At 47.6% G+C, this 19,843-nt stretch carries 15 protein-coding genes; 4 read left to right on the top strand and 11 right to left on the bottom strand.

The window, feature by feature from the left end; translation table 11 throughout:
• The first annotated feature begins 351 nt into the window (after window positions 1-351).
• The gene (gene mltF / locus AC5YBZ_RS05390; protein WP_494524474.1) at window positions 352-1,806 is read left to right on the top strand and encodes a membrane-bound lytic murein transglycosylase MltF; all 1,455 of its coding nucleotides are present in this window, start codon (window positions 352-354) and stop codon (window positions 1,804-1,806) included.
• 227 nt (window positions 1,807-2,033) lie between these two features.
• On the opposite strand, the gene tadA is transcribed toward mltF, so the two are convergent.
• From tadA to guaB, 3 genes are all read right to left on the bottom strand, one after another.
• Window positions 2,034-2,561 (bottom strand): tRNA adenosine(34) deaminase TadA, encoded by a 528-nt coding sequence (gene tadA / locus AC5YBZ_RS05385; RefSeq protein WP_494519695.1) that lies wholly within the window; start codon window positions 2,559-2,561, stop codon window positions 2,034-2,036.
• Window positions 2,562-2,819: 258 nt separating this feature from the next.
• Window positions 2,820-4,397, bottom strand: a complete 1,578-nt coding sequence (guaA, locus tag AC5YBZ_RS05380; RefSeq protein WP_494519696.1) for a glutamine-hydrolyzing GMP synthase — start codon at window positions 4,395-4,397, stop codon at window positions 2,820-2,822.
• A 106-nt stretch (window positions 4,398-4,503) separates the two neighbouring features.
• Window positions 4,504-5,970 carry an IMP dehydrogenase gene (guaB, locus tag AC5YBZ_RS05375; RefSeq protein WP_494519697.1) on the bottom strand — a complete coding sequence of 489 codons (1,467 nt, stop codon included), beginning with the start codon at window positions 5,968-5,970 and terminating at the stop codon, window positions 4,504-4,506.
• A 119-nt stretch (window positions 5,971-6,089) separates the two neighbouring features.
• Between guaB and xseA the strand changes: the two genes are divergently transcribed.
• Complete coding sequence (gene xseA, locus AC5YBZ_RS05370) at window positions 6,090-7,418, top strand: exodeoxyribonuclease VII large subunit (protein ID WP_494519698.1); 1,329 nt, start codon at window positions 6,090-6,092, stop codon at window positions 7,416-7,418.
• A 423-nt stretch (window positions 7,419-7,841) separates the two neighbouring features.
• On the opposite strand, the gene der is transcribed toward xseA, so the two are convergent.
• The 8 genes from der to rlmN all read right to left on the bottom strand — a co-directional run bounded on the left by der (window position 7,842) and on the right by rlmN (window position 16,698).
• Window positions 7,842-9,311, bottom strand: coding sequence for a ribosome biogenesis GTPase Der (gene der, locus AC5YBZ_RS05365; RefSeq protein WP_494524473.1), 1,470 nt, complete (start codon window positions 9,309-9,311; stop codon window positions 7,842-7,844).
• Window positions 9,312-9,403: 92 nt separating this feature from the next.
• Window positions 9,404-10,591, bottom strand: coding sequence for an outer membrane protein assembly factor BamB (gene bamB / locus AC5YBZ_RS05360; protein ID WP_494519699.1), 1,188 nt, complete (start codon window positions 10,589-10,591; stop codon window positions 9,404-9,406).
• Between the two features lie 11 nt (window positions 10,592-10,602).
• Window positions 10,603-11,226 carry a tetratricopeptide repeat protein gene (locus AC5YBZ_RS05355; protein ID WP_494519700.1) on the bottom strand — a complete coding sequence of 208 codons (624 nt, stop codon included), beginning with the start codon at window positions 11,224-11,226 and terminating at the stop codon, window positions 10,603-10,605.
• A 12-nt stretch (window positions 11,227-11,238) separates the two neighbouring features.
• Entirely contained in the window at window positions 11,239-12,510 is a 1,272-nt protein-coding gene (hisS, locus tag AC5YBZ_RS05350) for a histidine--tRNA ligase (RefSeq protein ID WP_494524472.1), read from the bottom strand.
• A gap of 150 nt (window positions 12,511-12,660) precedes the next feature.
• Window positions 12,661-13,776, bottom strand: coding sequence for a flavodoxin-dependent (E)-4-hydroxy-3-methylbut-2-enyl-diphosphate synthase (gene ispG / locus AC5YBZ_RS05345; protein ID WP_119977447.1), 1,116 nt, complete (start codon window positions 13,774-13,776; stop codon window positions 12,661-12,663).
• 19 nt (window positions 13,777-13,795) lie between these two features.
• The gene (locus AC5YBZ_RS05340; protein ID WP_494519702.1) at window positions 13,796-14,755 is read right to left on the bottom strand and encodes a RodZ domain-containing protein; all 960 of its coding nucleotides are present in this window, start codon (window positions 14,753-14,755) and stop codon (window positions 13,796-13,798) included.
• A complete protein-coding gene (pilW, locus tag AC5YBZ_RS05335; RefSeq protein WP_494519703.1) occupies window positions 14,755-15,540 on the bottom strand; it encodes a type IV pilus biogenesis/stability protein PilW in 786 nt (261 codons plus the stop codon). The genes AC5YBZ_RS05340 and pilW overlap by 1 nt, the downstream gene beginning before the upstream one ends.
• Window positions 15,541-15,576: 36 nt before the next feature.
• Window positions 15,577-16,698 (bottom strand): dual-specificity RNA methyltransferase RlmN, encoded by a 1,122-nt coding sequence (rlmN, locus tag AC5YBZ_RS05330; protein ID WP_494543517.1) that lies wholly within the window; start codon window positions 16,696-16,698, stop codon window positions 15,577-15,579.
• A gap of 146 nt (window positions 16,699-16,844) precedes the next feature.
• On the opposite strand from rlmN, the gene AC5YBZ_RS05325 reads away from it, so the two are divergent.
• Together AC5YBZ_RS05325 and AC5YBZ_RS05320 are read left to right on the top strand one after the other, a co-directional pair.
• A complete protein-coding gene (locus tag AC5YBZ_RS05325) occupies window positions 16,845-17,960 on the top strand; it encodes a CNNM domain-containing protein (protein WP_494519705.1) in 1,116 nt (371 codons plus the stop codon).
• A 129-nt stretch (window positions 17,961-18,089) separates the two neighbouring features.
• Complete coding sequence (locus tag AC5YBZ_RS05320; protein ID WP_494543516.1) at window positions 18,090-19,832, top strand: bifunctional metallophosphatase/5'-nucleotidase; 1,743 nt, start codon at window positions 18,090-18,092, stop codon at window positions 19,830-19,832.
• Window positions 19,833-19,843: the final 11 nt, after the last annotated feature.

The following is a 19,843-nucleotide window of genomic DNA, read 5'->3' as shown; positions in this document are numbered from 1 at the left end:
TACTCAGTAACATACTGCTGGAAGCTGTCTATTATTGAGTTTTATCTCATTATGATACAATAAGCGTCCTACTCGCTTTCAAACATGTTTTTACCGCGTATTGCCGCGCTGTCATAGATGCGATACCACAATAAACAAGGGCAGTTAAGGGCTCTTACCAACACGGTATATGACTCTATTATGCGCAGTGGATTTATACACAAAACACTAGCGCTGAGTATCACAGCGCAACGCTTCACCAGATTCGTCTGGGTACTCAACCCATTGCAAATTGATGACATGCCATCTCAAACCATAAACAGGTTCTAGCGGTGGCCTTATGACAGACAACTAGATTCACGGGGGACATTAATGCGACATCTTTTGTTGATTCTTAGCTGCTTATTATTACTGACTGCCTGTCAGCCAAGCGCTGTGGACGCAACAAAAGTGCCAACGCCAGTGGAAGTGAAAACCCAACTCAATGTTGGCACCCTTTATGGCGCACAGATATACGTCACTACGGGCCAAGGCACCGCAGGCTTTGATTATGAGATGGCTGAACGCTTTGCCCAGCATTTAGGCTTAACGCTCAATATGCAACCTTATGCCACTATTGCCGAACTCTATAGTGCGTTGCAACAAGGGGAAATTGATCTCATTGCGGCGGGCTTAACCGATACTCTGCAGCGCCGCGAGCTATTTAGGATCGGGCCGCCACTGTATTATGTCAATCAAGTCTTGGTGTTCAAACAAGGGGAAAGATATCCAGAGGATATCAGTCAGCTTGATGACAATATTAATGTGATCACCGATTCTTCGTTTATTGAAACTTTAGCCGACTTACAGAAGCTCTACCCCGAACTGGTGTGGGATCAACACAGCGATAAGGACAGCGAAGAACTATTGGCGATGATCGCTCGCGATGAAATTCGCTACACAATTGCTGACTCGACAACGTTCGAGATCAATCGCCGCTATATGCCAGAACTCAGGGCAGGCCCAGTGCTGCGGGAAGAGCAAGCCATTGTCTGGCTACTGCCAGCCAATAACAGCGATATGTTAATGAGCCAACTGCTGAGCTTTTGGCATGAGCAGCAGCGCCTTGGCACCCTAGATCATTTAAATGAAAAGTATTTTGCCCACGTCAAGCGATTCGATTATGTCGATACTCGCGCGTTTTTACGCGCCATCGACACTAAGCTGCCTAAATACCAGAAACAATTTCAACAATACGCAGGCAATATCGATTGGCGTAAGCTCGCGGCAACGGCTTACCAAGAGTCGCACTGGAATCCCAATGCTCGTTCTCCCACTGGCGTGCGCGGGTTAATGATGCTCACCTTGCCGACCGCTAAACAGGTAGGGATCAGCAACCGCTTAGACCCAGAGCAAAGCATTAAAGGCGGCGCTAAATACCTTAACGATATTCTGGAGCGACTCCCTGAGTCTATACCGGAAAATCAACGTATGTGGTTTGCCCTCGCCTCGTACAATATTGGCTATGGGCATGTGGAAGATGCGCGTAAATTAGCCGAGTCAATGGGGCTTAATCCCAGTGCTTGGCGCGATGTGAAACAAGTGCTTCCCTTGTTGCAAAAACGCAAATATTATAAGCAGACACGCTATGGTTATGCTCGTGGTAGCGAGGCTGTCCATTATGTTGATAATATCCGTCGTTACTATGATACGTTGGTGTGGATAGACAATCAGAACCAGCAACTCCAAGATAGCTTTGCGGATAATGCTCAGCAGACAGCCGATAAGACCCAGATAGAAACCGAGCCCGAGACAACCCCAAGCTTAGGTGCCGCTCCAGCGCAATAAGTAAGGGGCATTATGCTGTCACAATAGCGCGTCATCATCGGCAGCAAAGGCTGCATTCAGCATCAAAAGGAGCTTAACGATGAAAAGAAAATCTTTAAACAACTTAACGTCTCGACGTCGAGCACAGATAAAAGTTAAACATCAGAAAACGCTCAACCGTCAAAAGAAGTTTTTCACTTTTATCAGACAAAACAGCGAAAGTTGTATCGATTAACACCAACAAGGGCTTACTCAGTAAGCCCTTGTTGTTTTGCAGCCAGCTTTAACGCCTTTTTCTCTTGCCTGCGACGACGAAAAAAAGCACTCAGCTGGGTCGCGCATTCATCGGCTAGCACCCCAGAGGTAACCTCTAGCTGATGATTAAACGCATTAAAACGCAATAAGTCTAACACGCTACCTGCCGCGCCAGTTTTAGGATCGGCCGCGCCAAATACCACTCGCGACACCCTGGCATGCACCATCGCCGCGGCGCACATGGCACAAGGCTCTAACGTCACATACAAAGTAGTATCGAGCAGACGATAATTTTCAACGACCTGACCCGCTGCTCGAATGCACAACATCTCCGCATGGGCGCTGGCATCATGCTGACCGATATTAAGATTAAAACCTTCGGCAAGGATTTTACCCTCTTTAACCAACACCGCCCCCACAGGCACCTCGCCCGCAGCTTCAGCCTTTGCGGCTAACGCCAGTGCATGGCGCATAAACTGGATATCTTGCTCTTGTTGAGCGTTTTTCGCTATCTGAGACAAGTCACTTTCTCCCCCAATTACAACCCTATACCAATAGTTTATCCCAAAGCCACTCATGATGGTTGCAGCTTATTCACGGCTCACCAATTAACCCAGATTAAAAGGCATCACATTGACATAAGTTCCTAATCGATACGCTAGATAATCAACTAGGTGATCGCTGGCGATGGCTAGCCACACCAATATTGATTGGCCAGTCGGCGCCCATAAAAAAGGGGCATATTGCTATGCCCCTCTGTTTAGTTGAGTGCTAGGAAACTATTCCCACTCAATCGTCGCAGGTGGCTTACCAGAAATATCGTAAACCACACGAGAAATACCGTCGATCTCGTTGATAATGCGATTTGATACGCGACCTAAGAAATCATAAGGTAGGTGCGCCCAATGAGCGGTCATAAAGTCGATAGTTTCAACCGCACGTAGTGATACCACCCAATCATATTTACGGCCATCACCCATAACGCCTACAGAGCGTACCGGTAAGAATACGGTAAAGGCTTGGCTGACTTTGTTGTATAGGTCGGCTTTATGCAACTCTTCGATGAAAATCGCATCGGCGCGGCGCAACAGGTCACAGTACTCTTTTTTCACTTCGCCCAGTACACGTACACCAAGACCTGGGCCTGGGAACGGATGACGATACAACATGTTGTAAGGTAGGCCTAATTCGAGACCAATCTTACGTACTTCATCTTTAAACAGCTCACGTAGCGGTTCGACTAAGCCCATCTCCATATCATCTGGCAAACCGCCAACGTTATGGTGCGACTTAATCACATGCGCCTTACCCGTTGCACTACCGGCTGATTCAATCACATCAGGATAGATGGTGCCTTGTGCTAACCACTTAGCATTAGCGCATTTTTTCGACTCTTCATCGAAAATATCCACAAACACTTTACCGATAATTTTACGCTTAGCTTCTGGCTCAGCTTCGCTGGCAAGGGCGTCAAGGAACCGGTTTTCAGCATCGACATGCACTATGTTGAGTCCGAAGTGGTCGCCAAACATCTCGAGTACTTGTTCAGCTTCATTCAAACGCAGCAGGCCGTTATCCACAAATACACAGGTCAACTTTTTGCCAATAGCGCGGTGCAGCAACATAGCAACGACTGACGAGTCAACACCACCAGACAAGCCTAAGATCACTTCGTCATCGCCAATTTGCTGCTTTAAGCGAGCAATGGCGTCTTCGATAATCGAGGCAGGTTTCCAGTTGGCTTCACACTGACAAATCTCCAGCGCGAAATGCTCTAGCATGCGCTTACCTTGACGAGTGTGCGTCACTTCAGGGTGAAACTGCACCCCGTAAAATTGCTTGTCCTCGTTCGCCATGGCAGCAAATGGACAGGTATCGGTTTTAGCAACAGTAACAAAACCCTCAGGGATTGCAGACACTTTGTCACCGTGGCTCATCCAAACGTCCAGCAGAGCCTTACCTGTATCGCTCACCGCATCTTCGATGCTCTTAAAGAGCTTAGATGGGTTTTGCACCTCTATTTGGGCATAACCAAATTCACCTTCACCTATGCCTTTAATCACTTTACCGCCCAGCTGCTCAGACATGGTTTGCATGCCATAGCAAATGCCTAATACTGGCACGCCAGCATTAAACACATATTCAGGTGCTCGTGGTGAGTTAGCTTCGGTGACACTTTCAGGGCCACCCGCCAGGATAATACCGTTAGGGGCAAACTCTTTGATTTGTGCCTCAGACACATCCCAAGCCCAAAGCTCACAGTAAACACCGATTTCACGAATTCGGCGGGCAATCAATTGAGTGTACTGAGATCCAAAATCTAAAATGAGGATCTTATGATCATGAATGTTGCTCATGGTTTACCTTAATATCTTTTAAATTTATCGCGTGGCCGAAAAACATCTCGGCAGATCAAATGAATCAACGGCAAGGCATAGTGATGCCCTGCCTGAATGCCACTTTTTATGAACCGCTACGGTAGTTAGGCGCTTCTTTACTGATGGTCACATCGTGTACATGGGACTCGCCCATACCTGCCGAGGTCACTTTAACGAATTCGGCTTTTTCGCTGAGGTCTTTAATGGTTGGACAACCGGTTAAGCCCATGCATGAACGTAGGCCACCCATGTGCTGATGGATGATCTCTTTAAGCTTACCTTTGTAAGGTACGCGACCTTCGATCCCCTCAGGTACCAGCTTGTCAGCGGCATTGTCACTTTGGAAATAACGGTCTGATGAGCCTTGTGTCATGGCGCCTAGAGAGCCCATTCCACGGTATGATTTATAGGCACGGCCATTGTAAAGTTCGGTTTCACCCGGCGCTTCTTCAGTACCGGCAAACATAGAGCCTGCCATGATGCATGATGCGCCAGCGGCTAAGGCTTTGGCTAAATCGCCAGAGAAACGAATACCACCATCGGCAATCACAGGAATATCTAGGTGCTTAACGGCTGCAGCGGCGTCAGATACGGCGGTAATTTGCGGCACACCAACACCCGTTACGATGCGTGTGGTGCAGATAGAACCAGGGCCAATACCCACTTTAACGGCGTTAACGCCAGCATCAACCAAGGCCAAAGCGCCTTCGGCTGTGGCCACATTGCCACCAACAATTTGCAGCTCTGGATATTTGGCACGGGTATCACGAATACGTTGTAAAACCCCTTCTGAATGACCATGAGATGAGTCAATCAAGAGCACATCAATACCGGCCTTAACCAAGGCATCAACACGCTCTTCATTACCAGGGCCGGCACCAACTGCGGCGCCCACACGTAAACGACCAAACTCATCCTTACAGGCATTGGGTTTACGCTCAGCTTTTTGGAAGTCTTTAACTGTGATAAGGCCTTTCAGTCTAAATTCGCTGTCGACCACTAACACTTTCTCAACGCGGTGAGCATGCATCAGTTTTTGCACTTCATCGAGCTTAGTGCCTTCAGGAACAGTCACTAAGCGTTCTTTAGGGGTCATCACCTTATCAACGGTGCGGCTCCAGTCTGTGATAAAGCGAACGTCACGACCAGTGATAATACCCACTAATTCGTGTGCATCATTCACCACAGGGTAACCCGCAAAACCATTCTTTTCCGTTAATACTTTAAGCTGCTCAAGTGTCGTAGTTGGCGTAACCGTCACAGGTTGCTGAACGATACCGGCCTCATAAATCTTAACCTGACGAACTTGCTCGGCTTGCTGCTCGATACTCATATTTTTATGAATAAAGCCCAAACCGCCCTCTTGCGCCATCGCAATAGCAAGACGCGCTTCAGTCACGGTATCCATGGCTGCAGAGACAATAGGCACATTGAGTTCAATTTTTTGAGTTAAGCGAGTTTTTAGAATGGCTGTATTAGGGAGTACAGTAGAGTGCGCTGGCACCAGTAAAACATCATCAAAGGTTAGCGCTTCTTTTTTTAAACGTAGCATGGCAACATCTCCCCACGAGGGTTAAATAAGAGGTAAAATATTGCGGCGAGATTATACCTTGCATCTTGACCTTGGTAAATGGAAAATAGCAAAAAAGTCGCCTTAGAATGAAAATGTCTATGAAAATGCCAAAAAATAATGTTTACACCGTTACACGCCTTAACGGTGAAGTGCGGCAGCTTCTCGAAAGTGAGTTAGGCAGAGTATGGCTCGAAGCCGAAATATCAAACTTTTCAGCCCCCAGCTCAGGCCATTGGTATTTAACCTTAAAAGACAATCAGGCCCAGATCCGCTCGGCGATGTTTAAAGGTAAAAACCGTAGCGTCACCTTTCGGCCAGCCAATGGCCAACAAGTACTAGTCAAAGGCTCGATTAGCGTTTATGAACCTAGAGGGGACTACCAACTCATTATCGACTCTATGCTACCGGCCGGCGATGGCTTGTTAGCCCAGCAGTATGAAGCGTTAAAAATGAAACTGGCTGGCGAGGGGCTATTTGCCGTGGACACCAAACGCCCCCTCCCCAGCCACATTCAGCGCATTGGGATTATTACCTCACCGACAGGCGCCGCCATAAGGGATGTGCTGCATGTGTTAAAGCGCCGCGATCCGTCCATTGAGGTGATCATCTATCCCAGTGCCGTGCAAGGTGAACACGCCGACAAGTCGCTGTGCCATGCCATTATGCAGGCCAACGATCGCAACGAAGTCGATGTCCTACTGTTGACTCGTGGTGGCGGATCATTAGAAGATCTCTGGTGTTTTAACAGCGAAGCGTTAGCCCATACCATCTACAATAGCGCCTTGCCCATCGTCTCAGCCGTAGGTCATGAAGTCGACACCACCATTAGCGACTATGTTGCCGACCTGCGCGCACCGACCCCGTCAGCGGCCGCAGAGTTACTGTCGAATGATGCCATAAGTAAACGCGACAAACTCAACGTCGCCATGAATCGCCTGCGTCAAGGATGGCAGCATTACCGCTTGACCCAGCAACAACGCTTTAGCCAGTTAGAACACAAATTACATCGCCAAGATCCTAAGCGGCGCTTACAGCAATATGAACAACGTTTCGATGAGATACAGCTAAGGCTCGAGTCTGCTATCAATGCTAGGCTTTCAAGCTTAACAATGCACAGCCAAGGGTTGGCCCACCGTTTAGCCCAGCAATCCCCCCGCAATCGCTTACAGCTTGAGCAGAGTCGCTTGAATTACCTCAACCAAAAGCTCAATAAAGCGCTGCAAACTCAGCTTAGTGATGCCAATAAAGCACTCGTCTACGCCGCTCATCAACTTGAGACAGTCAGCCCTCTGGCCACCTTAAGCCGCGGCTACAGTATTACCCTTGATGCAAAAGGAGGCGTGGTACACAAGGTGGACGATGTGAGCGTTGGCGATAGGTTAACCACTAAGCTTGTCGATGGCGAAGTGCAATCGACCGTGTTATGACTGCCGGCTAGATTAGCCTAAATAAACTCAGCTGAATTTGCCCCCAGTAGGTAGGCCTTCAAATGCTGGTGTTGGTATTGTTATATTTTAACATTTGGTGGTGTTGGATCTTACATCGTCAAAAAGGGCATTAGCGTTAAAACCACAGCAAAAGCCAATAACACTTTATGCCAAGTAGGCAATTTACCAACCGCCTTTTATCCAAAATATCTATGGATACACTCATCACTTTAAATACTCAATAACTAGATTATTAGCACATACGGCCTTGACAAGTCATTCGTCATCCAGGTCTATCAAACTAAACAGTAAAAATAAAAATCATCTAAATTCAGACACTTAATGTAGACACTTAACCCGCAATCAACAAAAAAGGCCAGCGATAGTCGCTGGCCTTTAGTGACATTAATCTAAGTGATTAGATTACTTTTTACTGTCTTTAATATGCGTCATCATACGCTTACGGCGACGCTCTTGGCTAACAGTGAGCTTCTTACTGTTCATGCCTTCAAACGGGTTACCGCCCTCTTGGAAGCGCACCTGAATTGGCGTGCCCATTACTTTGAGTGAACGACGGAAGTAGTTCATCATAAAGCGTTTGTATGAGTCTGGTAGCTTCTTCACCTGATTACCGTGAATAACCACAATCGGTGGGTTGTAACCCCCAGCATGCGCATATTTAAGCTTAACGCGGCGGCCGTTAACCAAAGGTGGCTGATGATCATCTTGCGCCATCTGCATGATACGAGTCAGCATAGAGGTACTAACGCGGCGCGTTGCACTCTCGTAAGCTTCTTGTACCGATTCAAATAGATGGCCTACACCTGTGCCATGCAGCGCTGAGATAAAGTGGATACGGGCAAAGTCAATAAAGCCAAGACGACGGTCAAGCTCGCTCTTAACTCTGTCTTTCACATCTTGGTCGATACCATCCCACTTATTTACCGCAATAACCAGCGCTCGTCCTGCGTTTAACGCAAAACCTAATAGCCCTAAGTCTTGCTCGGCAATGCCTTCACGGGCGTCCACAATCAGCAATACCACGTTGGCATCTTCAACCGCTTTCAAGGTTTTGATAACCGAGAACTTCTCGACAGTTTCATGCACCTTGCTGCGACGACGCACACCTGCGGTGTCAATGATCACATATTCTTGGCCGTCGCGCTCCAGCGGTATGTAGATACTGTCGCGCGTGGTGCCTGGCTCGTCATAAACCACAACGCGCTCTTCACCCAAAATACGGTTGGTTAACGTTGACTTACCGACGTTAGGTTTACCGATAATCGCCAGCTTAATGGGTAAATCCTGCAGGCGTTTTTGCTCGGCTTCCGCTTCTTCTTCGGTGTATTCACGCTCATCCTCAGGCGCTTCTTCATCAGTATCACGAGTAAGACCCATAGCTTCTGCATAAGGAGCGAGTGCGTACTCAATCATGTTGGTGACGCCGCGTCCCTGTGAAGCCGCCATTTGGTACACTTCGCCTAAGCCTAGCGCCCAAAACTCAGCACAAGCTGAGTCAGCATCGATACCATCGACTTTATTGGCCACAACAAAGGTGGTTTTTTGGCGGCGACGTAAATGCTCTGCAATCACCTGATCGGCGGCGGTTAAACCAGCGCGCGCATCGGTTAAAAACAGGACCACATCGGCTTCTTCAATCGCTGCTAACGACTGCTCTGCCATGCGGGTTTCAATACCCTCTTCGGTGCCGTCGATACCACCAGTGTCAACCACGATAAACTCGTAGCCAGACAGGTGAGCACGGCCGTACTTACGATCCCGAGTCAGTCCAGGGTAGTCTGCTACCAAGGCATCTCTGGTGCGCGTAAGACGATTGAACAGGGTCGACTTACCTACGTTTGGTCGGCCAACAAGGGCCACAACTGGAATCATTTTCTTGCCTCTAATCTACACATTTTTGAACATCTAAAATAAAAAGCCCCCAGAACTAACGTCCAGGGGCTTCATAAACTGTAAAGCTCGCCTTATGGAAGCGTTATTCTAGCAACCTTGCCGCCACGCGTCTGTAGATAGATTTTATCATCTATTACTAGCGGCTGGCTAAATAAACCTGAACTATCCACTTCAACACGGCCGACTATTTTACCACTGGTGCGATCGATAAAGTGTAAGTAACCTTCATAATCACCCACGACGATATAATCTTGGTATACCGCTGGCGAGGTCAAATCACGATTGGTCAGCTCACTGTTACTCCAGTTTTCCAAACCATTGCGCTTATCGACGGCATAAATACGGCTATGATCATCGACCAAATAGAGATTTAACCCTGCTGAGTCTAGCTCATTAAAGCTGGAGTATTTACGGCTCCATACGATACGACCACTGCGCAACTCCATCGAGACTAAATTACCGTTATAGCTGACTGCATAGAGGTTTTCACCACTGATCAGTGGCTTCATGTCCACGTCAGCCATACGGGTAAATTCATTACCGCCTTTTGGGGTATAAATAGCTTGTTCCCATGCAGCTTGACCATTGTCTTTAATCACCACGGCAATCTTGCCATCGGCAGTTCCCACAAAGAAGCCGCCAGCTTCATAGGTGGCCGAACCAGTACCACGCAGGGTTAATGTAGGCAACTTGCTTTTGTACACCCACAGCAGTTCGCCATCATCGACATTGTACGCTTCGAGGGTGCCAGAACTGGTGTTAACCACCACCGCATCGTCGCCAACGGTAGGCGCTGATAATAACTCTCCACCAGCGACCACATCCCAAACCATCTCACCGGTTTCGGCGTCTAGGGCGGCAAAGAAACCGCTTTCACCGCCAACAAAAACTTTGTTTCTGGCAGCAGTAACGCCAGCACCTAAACGGGCACCGTGGTTTTTCGCTAATGGGCGATCTCGAAATGAGGCGCTGATATCGACAGTCCATACTGTTTCACCAGTAGCTTCATCAAAGGCTGAAATTTGCCCATAACGATCAACCGCATACAACTTACCGTAACGAACCGCTGGACGCAGATCGGAATAGAAATCACCCACGCCACTACCGATATTGGTACTCCAGCTTACTTCTGGAAATACGCTAGCCTCAATTTCTGGCAGTGGACTAACGGGTTCCTCTTCGACATCATTTGAAGAGCAAGCGGTGAGCATGCTAATACTCAGACCACAAGCGAGTAACGTTTTGCACCAAGACTTCATGGGCAGCATCCTTATGCCTTGTTCAGGTTATCAAGCTTCATCTGAAGCGCTGGGCTAGTGGTCGTGCCGCCATTATCGATAGCTGACTGATAGGCACTCTTAGCCTTATCGGCTTCGCCCTGACGCACTAAGAAATCACCTTTTAGCTCGTCACGTTGTACCGCAAACGCAGGCGCTGACACTTGCTCTAGTGTCGCGATAGCCGTGGCAAATTGACCTTGTTCGGCCTGCACACGGGCAAGACGCAAAGTGGCAATGGCTACTAAGCCTTCATCAGCCTGAGTCGCAACCACTTGCTTTAACGATTGCTCGGCTTTATCTAAGTCGCCCGCTTCAACCGCGGCCTTAGCCACAATGAGTTCTAACAAGGCTTGATAGCCAGTTTGTCCTTCATGCTCTTTAGCAAAACTTTCTGCAGCAGCGAGCATGCTGGTATCTGAGGTAACCGAGGCGGTAACGGTTTGGAACGCTTCAGAGGCAGCCTGTGACTGCGCCACTTGATAATCTGAATAGTAGTTCCAACCATATAGACCGCCTAGGCCGACAACGGCGCCGATAACGATCGAGCTGCCATAATCTTTCCAAAACTGTTTGATAGCATCGACTTGTTGTTCTTCTGTGCTATAAATTTCCACGTTCAACTCCCCTTAAATGAGTTCTGCAATGTAAGTTGCTAACGCATCACGTGCAACTAATTGTTGTTCTTTATCTTCACGCAGATATTTGACGGCCACTTGGCCATTAGCCAGTTCATTCTCGCCAATCAAGATAGCCACTGTTGCTCCGCTTTTATCGGCGCGCTTCATCTGTTTCTTAAAGTTACCGCCACCACAATGGCTCATCACTTTAAGCCCTGGGATATCGCGTAGTTGTTGAGCAATCTTAATGGCTTCAACGCGGCAGTTGTCACCCATCGCCGTGACATACACATCCACAGGACCACGGACATCATCGGTTAGCTCAAGGGTTTCTAGCATCAATACGATACGCTCAAGCCCCATAGCAAACCCGACAGCAGGCGTATCTTTGCCGCCTAACTGACCAACGAGGCCATCATAACGGCCACCGGCAAGAACAGTACCCTGAGCGCCTAGACTGTCTGTAACCCACTCAAATACCGTGCGATTATAATAATCTAAACCACGGACTAAGCGAGGGTTAATCGTGTATTGGATACCAACGGCGTCAAGTAGTTCACATAAATGTGAAAAATGCGCTTTAGTCTCTTCACCTAGGTAATCCATCAATTCTGGCGCGTTAACCAGTAAGGCTTGTACCTCAGGGTTTTTAGTGTCCAATACCCGCAGTGGATTACTGTACATACGGCGCTGGCTATCTTCGTCCAGTTGCTCTTTGTATTGCTCAAGAAAGGCAATAAGCGCATCGCGATACACCGCGCGCTCTGCAGGATCGCCAAGGGTATTAAGCTCAAGCTTGACATGTTCGCTAATGCCCAACTTTTGCCATAGACGCGCCGACATCATTAACACTTCGGCGTCTACATCGGCAGAGCCTATGCCATACACTTCGACACCAAACTGATTGAACTGGCGATAACGTCCTTTTTGCGGACGTTCATGACGAAACATAGGGCCCATATACCATAAACGTTGCTCTTGGTTATACAGTAAACCATGCTCGTTACCGGCACGTACGGTAGATGCCGTGCCTTCAGGGCGCAGCGTAAGATAATCACCGTTGCGATCGGCAAAGGTGTACATCTCTTTTTCAACAATATCCGTTACTTCGCCGATAGAACGTTTGAAAAGATCGGTACTTTCAACAATTGGCGTTCGAATTTCGCTATATCCATAGGCAGCCACGGTATCGCGTAACACTGCTTCTAGTTTTTGCCATAAAGGGCTTTGGGTTGGCAGAATGTCATTCATTCCGCGTATCGCTTGGATCTGTTTGGCCACTGTTCAACTCGTCCGAAATTAGCTGTAAAAATAAAAAAGCGCCTCGCATTATAGGCGCATCATACATAAACGCAAAACTGGCGACCAGCGCCAGTGAGCTAGGCCACAGTGACGAACATTGCCGTGACTATGACACCATAAAAATTAGGATTATTTGCTGATATCACTCGCTGGAATACGTGCATTAACCGCCGCCACTTTAGCGCGAATTTTTGCTTCAAGCTGATCGACAATATGTTCATTATCGAAACGCTCTTTTTGACGCACACCATCGGCATAATAGCCACTCTTACGATGACCGCCTGTCAGACCGATATCAGACACCAGCGCCTCACCGGGTCCATTGACCACACACCCAATGATAGATACATCCATTGGGGTAACCACATCTTCGAGGCGTTGCTCGAGTGCATTAACCGTGGCAATCACATCGAACTCTTGGCGAGAACAGGATGGGCAGGCGATAAAGTTAATCCCGCGAGAACGAATACGCAGTGACTTTAAAATATCAAAGCCAACTTTAATCTCTTCAACAGGATCTGCTGCTAGTGAAATACGCAGGGTATCACCTATGCCTTCAGCCAGTAACATGCCTAAACCAACGGCAGACTTTACCGAGCCCGCGCGGGCACCACCGGCTTCGGTAATGCCAAGGTGCAGTGGTTGTTTAATCTGCTTAGCCAGTAAACGGTAAGACTCGACGGCTAGAAACACATCGGACGCCTTAACGCTGACCTTAAACTGATCAAAATTCAGACGATCGAGAATATCCACATGCCGCATGGCTGACTCAAGCAGCGCCTCTGGTGTGGGCTCTTTGTACTTGTCCATTAAATCTTTCTCTAATGAACCGCCATTCACACCGATGCGAATAGGAATATTCTTGTCTCTAGCACATTCAACCACGCTACGAATACGCTCTTCATTACCAATGTTACCTGGGTTAATACGCAAGCAGTCAACGCCGTATTCGGCCACTTTAAGAGCGATACGATAATCAAAATGAATGTCGGCGATAAGCGGGATATTGGTCTGCTGTTTAATCAGCTTGAAGGCTTCGGCTGCATCCATAGTCGGCACAGAAACACGTACCAGATCGGCGCCGACTTTTTCTAGGGCACGAATTTGAGCCACTGTTGCATCAACATCGGTAGTGCGAGTATTGGTCATCGACTGCACAGCAATAGGTGCGCCATCACCGATAGGAACATCGCCCACATAAATACGTGTCGATGGGCGTCTAATGATTGGGGACTCGTTGTACATCTTAATTTACTCTTCTACTTCAAAGATTGGCTGAGCTGGTTAATGTCAATCTGGCCACACGCCCCTTGGGGTACTGAGCTAAATCGACATTTTCGCCATTGAGACTTAATGTCAGCGATTGCGGTGCCCCTAATATAACCTTAAAAGGCTCCTGCCCAAAGACATTCAGTTGGCTGCCCGCCTTCTTTAAGCCATTGACTAAGATTTGGCCTTTGGCGTCAGTGACCTTAATCCAGCAATCATCGCTTAAGCTCATCGCTACAGCCGAAGTCGATTGGCTCACTTGGCGATTAGAGCTGCTCTCTTGTTGGCTCTCGCCATGAGTGGCTGTGCCACTAGTAGTTTGGCTGGGTGCTTCAGCATCAACCATAGTCTCTGTATCTGCTTCACTCACTACACGTCCATCATCTGGGGTGATTGCAGTGTCTGCAGGCGCATTAGCGCTTGGCACTAATGGCTCAAGCGGCGTGCTAGCAGAGGGGGCAGATGTATCGAGCGAAATATCAGCCACTTCTTCTGCCGTCAGCGGCGACAAATCCACAGCCGTCATATCTGACTTTTGAACCCACCAGACCACCAGTAACGCCAATAAGGCAAAGATAATAAAGTAAGTGACCATCATCAGACGACCGTCTCGGGCCTGACGGGTGGTTTTGCGTGAAAAGCTCTGCATCGTTGGAGCATTAATCACAGGGAAATAATGCGCTAAGCCAGCGTCAAGCGCTGGCTTATCTAGGCCAACGATACGGGCATAGTTTTTTATGTAACCCTTGGCATAAGTTACTGAAGCGATATTATCAAAATTGTCGGCTTCAATATCACTGACAATCGTGGGCCGCAGGTGCAGTAAATCGGCTACGTGTGCCACACTTAAACCCTGCTTCTCTCGCGCCTGTTTTAATAGTTCGCCAAGCTTTGGGGCTGGATGGAGGGTTTTATCGTCATCGCCGTTAAGCATATCGATTTTATCATCAGTCATTAGTACATACTTTCTCGATACTGCTTAGCCTCATCGGAGGTAGGAAATTTAGCCAATAATAAAATACCAAATTTCTTCACCGCTTCCGTATTGTTGAGGCCTTGCTCTATTTTAATTCCCAACGCTAAACTTTGAGCAGACTCTGACACAACTCGATGATAACGAGCTAAGCCCTCTTTAGCCTCTTGATAGCGACCGAGCTCAAGATCTATCTCGCTCAGTTCTAATAATGAAGTTGCACGGCGAGGATCGTAATTAAGCGCCATGCCAAAGTAGCGTTGTGCTTTTTGTAAGTCACCCGACTCACGGCTACAGATACCTAAATTTTCATAGCTGGCCGCTGAGCGAGTGTATTTGGGCATTTTGACCGCTTTAAGGAACATTTGTTCAGCTTGGTCATATTTTTTCTGCTGACATAAGAATACCCCGAAGTTATTCATCGAGTCGCCCGTTGCATCACTCGCATTAATCGCTTTGCGATAGGCTTTTTCAGTCAGCTCAATTTCACCAACCGACTGATAATAGTAGGCTAGCGCTACGTGGACATCTTCGAGATTTGGAGCGAATTCTAATGCTTTATCAAGATTATACTTGGCTTGTTCGCTGTTGCCCTTTTGTAGATAGGTCAATCCCAGCTGAACTCGCTGGCGCGCAGCTGAAACATTATCAAAGGTGCGCTCAGTAACGGGCACGTCGGTGCCGCTGTAGGTTCGTTCGGTCACACAACCTGACATCATTAAGGATGTCAGGCTAATCAATAACACCATTTTTGGCTTTTTGAGCATGATTCGCAAGCCTATACTATTAGCAGATACAATAAGTTAGTTTATTGTGACTGAAATCTGACTATCTTGCATGCGTTTTTTCGCTAAACGTTTAGTTCTGTCTCGAATATCACCGGCTAACTGCCCACAAGCTGCGTCAATATCATCGCCGCGAGTCTTACGCACAATAACAGTCAAGCCATATTCCATCAACACCTTAGAGAATCGATCGATACGTGAGTTTGACGAGCGACCATAAGGCGAACCGGGATACGGATTAAATGGGATCAAATTGATTTTACACGGAGTGTCCTTCATCAATTTGGCCAATTCATGGGCTTGCTCAGTGCTGTCATTAATGTGATCAAGCATCACATACTCAACCGTCACTCGGCCACGGTTGGCGTTTGATTTAGCTAAATAACGACGAATGGCCGCTAAAAAGTCTTCCAAAGGATACTTTTTATTGACAGGAACCAGCACATCACGCAGCTCATCGTTAGGCGCATGAATACTGACCGCAAGTGCCACATCTAAATTGTCGCCAAGAATATCTAATGCAGGCACCACACCAGAGGTAGATACCGTAACGCGGCGCTTCGATAAACTAAAGCCAAAATCATCAAGCATGATATCGATAGCTGGCATGACGTTTTTCAGGTTAAGCAACGGCTCGCCCATTCCCATCATCACTACGTTAGAGATAGGTCGATCGCCCGTTTCTTTTTGAAAACCAAGAAAATGCGATACACGCCACACTTGACCAACAATTTCTGACACCGTTAGGTTACGGTTAAACCCTTGCTGCGCGGTTGAGCAGAAGGTACATTCAAGCGCACAACCCACTTGTGATGATACACATAAGGTTGCACGGTCTTCTTCAGGAATATAAACCGTTTCAACTTCTTGGCCGTTACCTACGTTGATGGCAAACTTAATCGTGCCGTCAGCAGATTTTTGGTAGCTAGAGATCTCAGGTGCAACAATGACACAGCGCTCAGCAAGCTTGCCACGCAACACCTTATTGATGTTGGTCATCTCTTCGAAATCACTTACGCCAAAATGATAAATCCACTTCATCAATTGTTCGGCACGAAACGGCTTTTCGCCCATCTCGGAAAACAGTGCTCTTAACCCTTTACGGTCAAGATCCAATAAATTGATCTTTTTCTCACTCATTTTGACTAACCTCAACACCAAATACCTGCCACAGGGCGGCGAATTATACAGACACCAACAAATTTTAGCCAGCAACGAAATAGACTATGATATTATTGCCGCTGAGCTAATATTGGCTTGTTACTCGGAGTTTTTTTACCCCTACTATGATAACCCTTATTGTGATTATCTTGGTCGCTATTGGAGTCTCGTTTCTCTGTAGCGTATTTGAAGCAGTACTTTTATCTGTTACCCCTAGCTACATTGCTAATTTAAAAGAAACTAACCCTGCTGCGGCTGAGCGTTTACGCCAGCAAAAGGCCAACGTGGAATCGCCACTGGTGTCGATCCTCACGCTTAACACCATAGCACACACTGTGGGTGCGGCAGTGGCGGGCGCGCAAGCGGCAAAAGTTTTTGGCGATGAGATGTTAGGTATATTTTCTGGTGTACTGACTTTCTTAATTCTGTTCTTTTCAGAAATTATTCCGAAAACATTAGGTGCAAACTATTGGCGCCGATTGGCACCAACGGTATCGCTATCACTCGTCTGGATGGAGCGCCTCACCAAGCCATTAATCTGGATGTCACAACAGGTCACTCAGTTATTGGGGAAAGGTGATGACGGTGCTTACATCCGCCAAGAGCTCAGTGCCATGGCCAAAATCGGTCATGAGTCAGGCGAACTTGACGAGCAAGAGTCCAAAATTTTAACCCAGATGTTATCGGTTAAAGAGATGCCTGTTACTGCGATCATGACGCCCAGAACGGTGATGTTCAGCTTAGATGGCCATATGACCCAACAAGACTTTGCAAAAAGGCATCAAAAAAGTCCGTTCACTCGCATCCCAATATACGAAGATGATCGTGATAACATCATAGGTTACATCAACCGTAACGCGATATTGCTGTCGGAACGTAACACGCCCGACGCCCCGATTTCGGCGCTTAAGCGTAACTTGCTGATCGTCCCTGAAACAGCAAAAATATTGCCATTATTTGAATTGATGATTAAGCGAAGCACTAAAATTGCTATGGTTGTCGACGAATACGGCAGTAACCAAGGTTTGGTGACTTTAGAAGACATTATCGAGTCGCTACTGGGGCTTGAAATCGTTGACAGCAATGACCCTGTCACCGATATGCAGCAACTGGCTCGTAAGTTATGGAAACGTCGAATGACCCATAAAGGCATCCGTATATCAGATGAAGGAGCCTTCGATGATGATGCCAGTAACGACCATATTGGCGACGATAAACAACAAGATATTGTCATCAAATAAGCGTAACCGACATCAATAGGTATAATGCCAAGTCGTTACGTCACACGGTATTATTAAAGGGAAGCTTCGGCTTCCCTTTTTCATTTTAGCCTGGTGCGTTATAATCCGCCTCTGAAACAAGAGGCCTACATGACAATAAGATATACCCTAAAGCTTGCGCACATTAACGACACTCATTCACATTTCGAGCCTTCGCGGGTGCAATTTTTACTTACTGAGCAACAAAAGCAGTATGAAGTGTATAGCCACAGTGGCGGCTATGCGCGCATTGGCTATCACATAGATAGTGCACGCAAGCAGGCACACGCCTCACAGCAACCCTTCTTATTTCTCCATGGCGGCGACAGTTTTCAGGGCACCCTTTATTTTAATCAATTTAAAGGTGTGGCCAATGCGGACCTATTAAGGCGACTGAGCCCAGATGCTATGGTGCTGGGCAACCATGAAATTGATGCGGGCAATGGTCCTGTAAAAGATTTTCTCGACGCTATCGACTTCCCACTATTGGCTGGCAACATGGATTTAAGCCAAGAAGAGGCCAATAAAGAGGCACCGCTGAGAAATCATCCACGCCTATTTGACTATATCCATCAAGAGAAGATTGCCAAAACCTTACTTAAACCCCTTGGCGACACTCAAATGGCGATCATGGGCATCACTCTAGATCAAATGAAGGTAATCGCACGTCCCGATGATGACACCTTGTTTGCTAACGCTATCGACACCACGCGTAACACGGTTAATGCATTACATCGCCAAGGAATAAATCACATCATTGTGCTGAGCCATTTAGGCTGGGACATGGATAAACAACTGGCGGCGGCAGTTGATGGCATTAGCCTTATCGTCGGTGGTCACTCTCATACCCTGCAAGGTGACTTTGCCAAGCTAGGCATTAACGCCCTGCCCTATGGTGAGCGCGTCAATAACACGCCTATTTTACATGCCGGCAAATACGCCGAAACGCTGGGGCTGTGTGATATCGAATTTAATGCCCAAGGTGAAGTTATCGCCTTAAGTGGCAGTAACTATTTTATGCTCGATAAACACCTACTGATCGAATCAGAAGAGCAAGTCAGTCCCGAGGTTTATCAGCAGCTGTGGCAGCAACTCGATACCCATCCTCATGTATTGTGGGATGAGCAAAACGATGAGATCCACAAGGTGATTGTGCAACAATATCGCCCAGCGATCACCGCGCTCGAACATCAAGTGCTGGGTTTTATTCCTCGCAACTTAGTTCACACCCGCTTACCCAGTAAAGCGCTGCCCCACGGCAGTGAGATCGCTCCTTGGGTATGTAAAAGTATTTATCATGAAACCAAGCGTCTGCATACTGAACTCGACTTTGCGCTGCACAACGCGGGCGGCGTACGCCAGTCACTAAATAAAGGGCCGGTGACGATGGCCGATGTATTAGGCCGCTTGTTGCCCTTCGCTCTACCGCTGGTGCAGTACCGCATTCAAGGGCGGTTTTTGTTCCAAACGATTGAGTCAGCAATTAACTCGGCAACCAATAACAGTATTTCTGGCACCGGGGCCGGTAGTTTTCCGTACACTTACGGTTTGCGCTATTGCTATGATGGCCGCCGTGCCATTGGACAGCGGATCCTCAAACTCGAAGTGTTAAGGATCCAGCATGAGCAGAAGCTATGGTATCCAGTGAACATTGATGACTATTATTATGGCGTATCATCCACTTATACGGCGTCGGGCAAAGAGGGCTACCATCCTCTGCTTGAGGCGCAGTGGCAACAGCCTTTAGATGAATTAACCCTGCCTAATGCGTTTATTCGCTTTATGGAGCGTGAGCAAGGGTTGAACGGACTATTAACACCGCAAATCGAATATACCAGCCACTTGTGGCCTTAGCTTAATACAGG

The sequence above is a fragment of the Shewanella sp. 553 genome, from assembly GCF_059338375.1.
This window is presented reverse-complemented; position numbering and strand designations above follow the sequence as displayed.

What these genes read in the sequence shown, in the direction of transcription:
- mltF (WP_494524474.1), top strand. Translation starts at nt 352, where the DNA reads ATGCGACATCTTTTGTTGATTCTTAGCTGCTTATTATTACTGACTGCC.
- guaA (WP_494519696.1), bottom strand. Translation starts at nt 4,397, where the DNA reads ATGAGCAACATTCATGATCATAAGATCCTCATTTTAGATTTTGGATCT.
- guaB (WP_494519697.1), bottom strand. Translation starts at nt 5,970, where the DNA reads ATGCTACGTTTAAAAAAAGAAGCGCTAACCTTTGATGATGTTTTACTG.
- xseA (WP_494519698.1), top strand. Translation starts at nt 6,090, where the DNA reads ATGAAAATGCCAAAAAATAATGTTTACACCGTTACACGCCTTAACGGT.
- der (WP_494524473.1), bottom strand. Translation starts at nt 9,311, where the DNA reads ATGATTCCAGTTGTGGCCCTTGTTGGCCGACCAAACGTAGGTAAGTCG.
- bamB (WP_494519699.1), bottom strand. Translation starts at nt 10,591, where the DNA reads ATGAAGTCTTGGTGCAAAACGTTACTCGCTTGTGGTCTGAGTATTAGC.
- ispG (WP_119977447.1), bottom strand. Translation starts at nt 13,776, where the DNA reads ATGTACAACGAGTCCCCAATCATTAGACGCCCATCGACACGTATTTAT.
- AC5YBZ_RS05340 (WP_494519702.1), bottom strand. Translation starts at nt 14,755, where the DNA reads ATGACTGATGATAAAATCGATATGCTTAACGGCGATGACGATAAAACC.
- pilW (WP_494519703.1), bottom strand. Translation starts at nt 15,540, where the DNA reads ATGCTCAAAAAGCCAAAAATGGTGTTATTGATTAGCCTGACATCCTTA.
- rlmN (WP_494543517.1), bottom strand. Translation starts at nt 16,698, where the DNA reads ATGAGTGAGAAAAAGATCAATTTATTGGATCTTGACCGTAAAGGGTTA.
- AC5YBZ_RS05325 (WP_494519705.1), top strand. Translation starts at nt 16,845, where the DNA reads ATGATAACCCTTATTGTGATTATCTTGGTCGCTATTGGAGTCTCGTTT.
- AC5YBZ_RS05320 (WP_494543516.1), top strand. Translation starts at nt 18,090, where the DNA reads ATGACAATAAGATATACCCTAAAGCTTGCGCACATTAACGACACTCAT.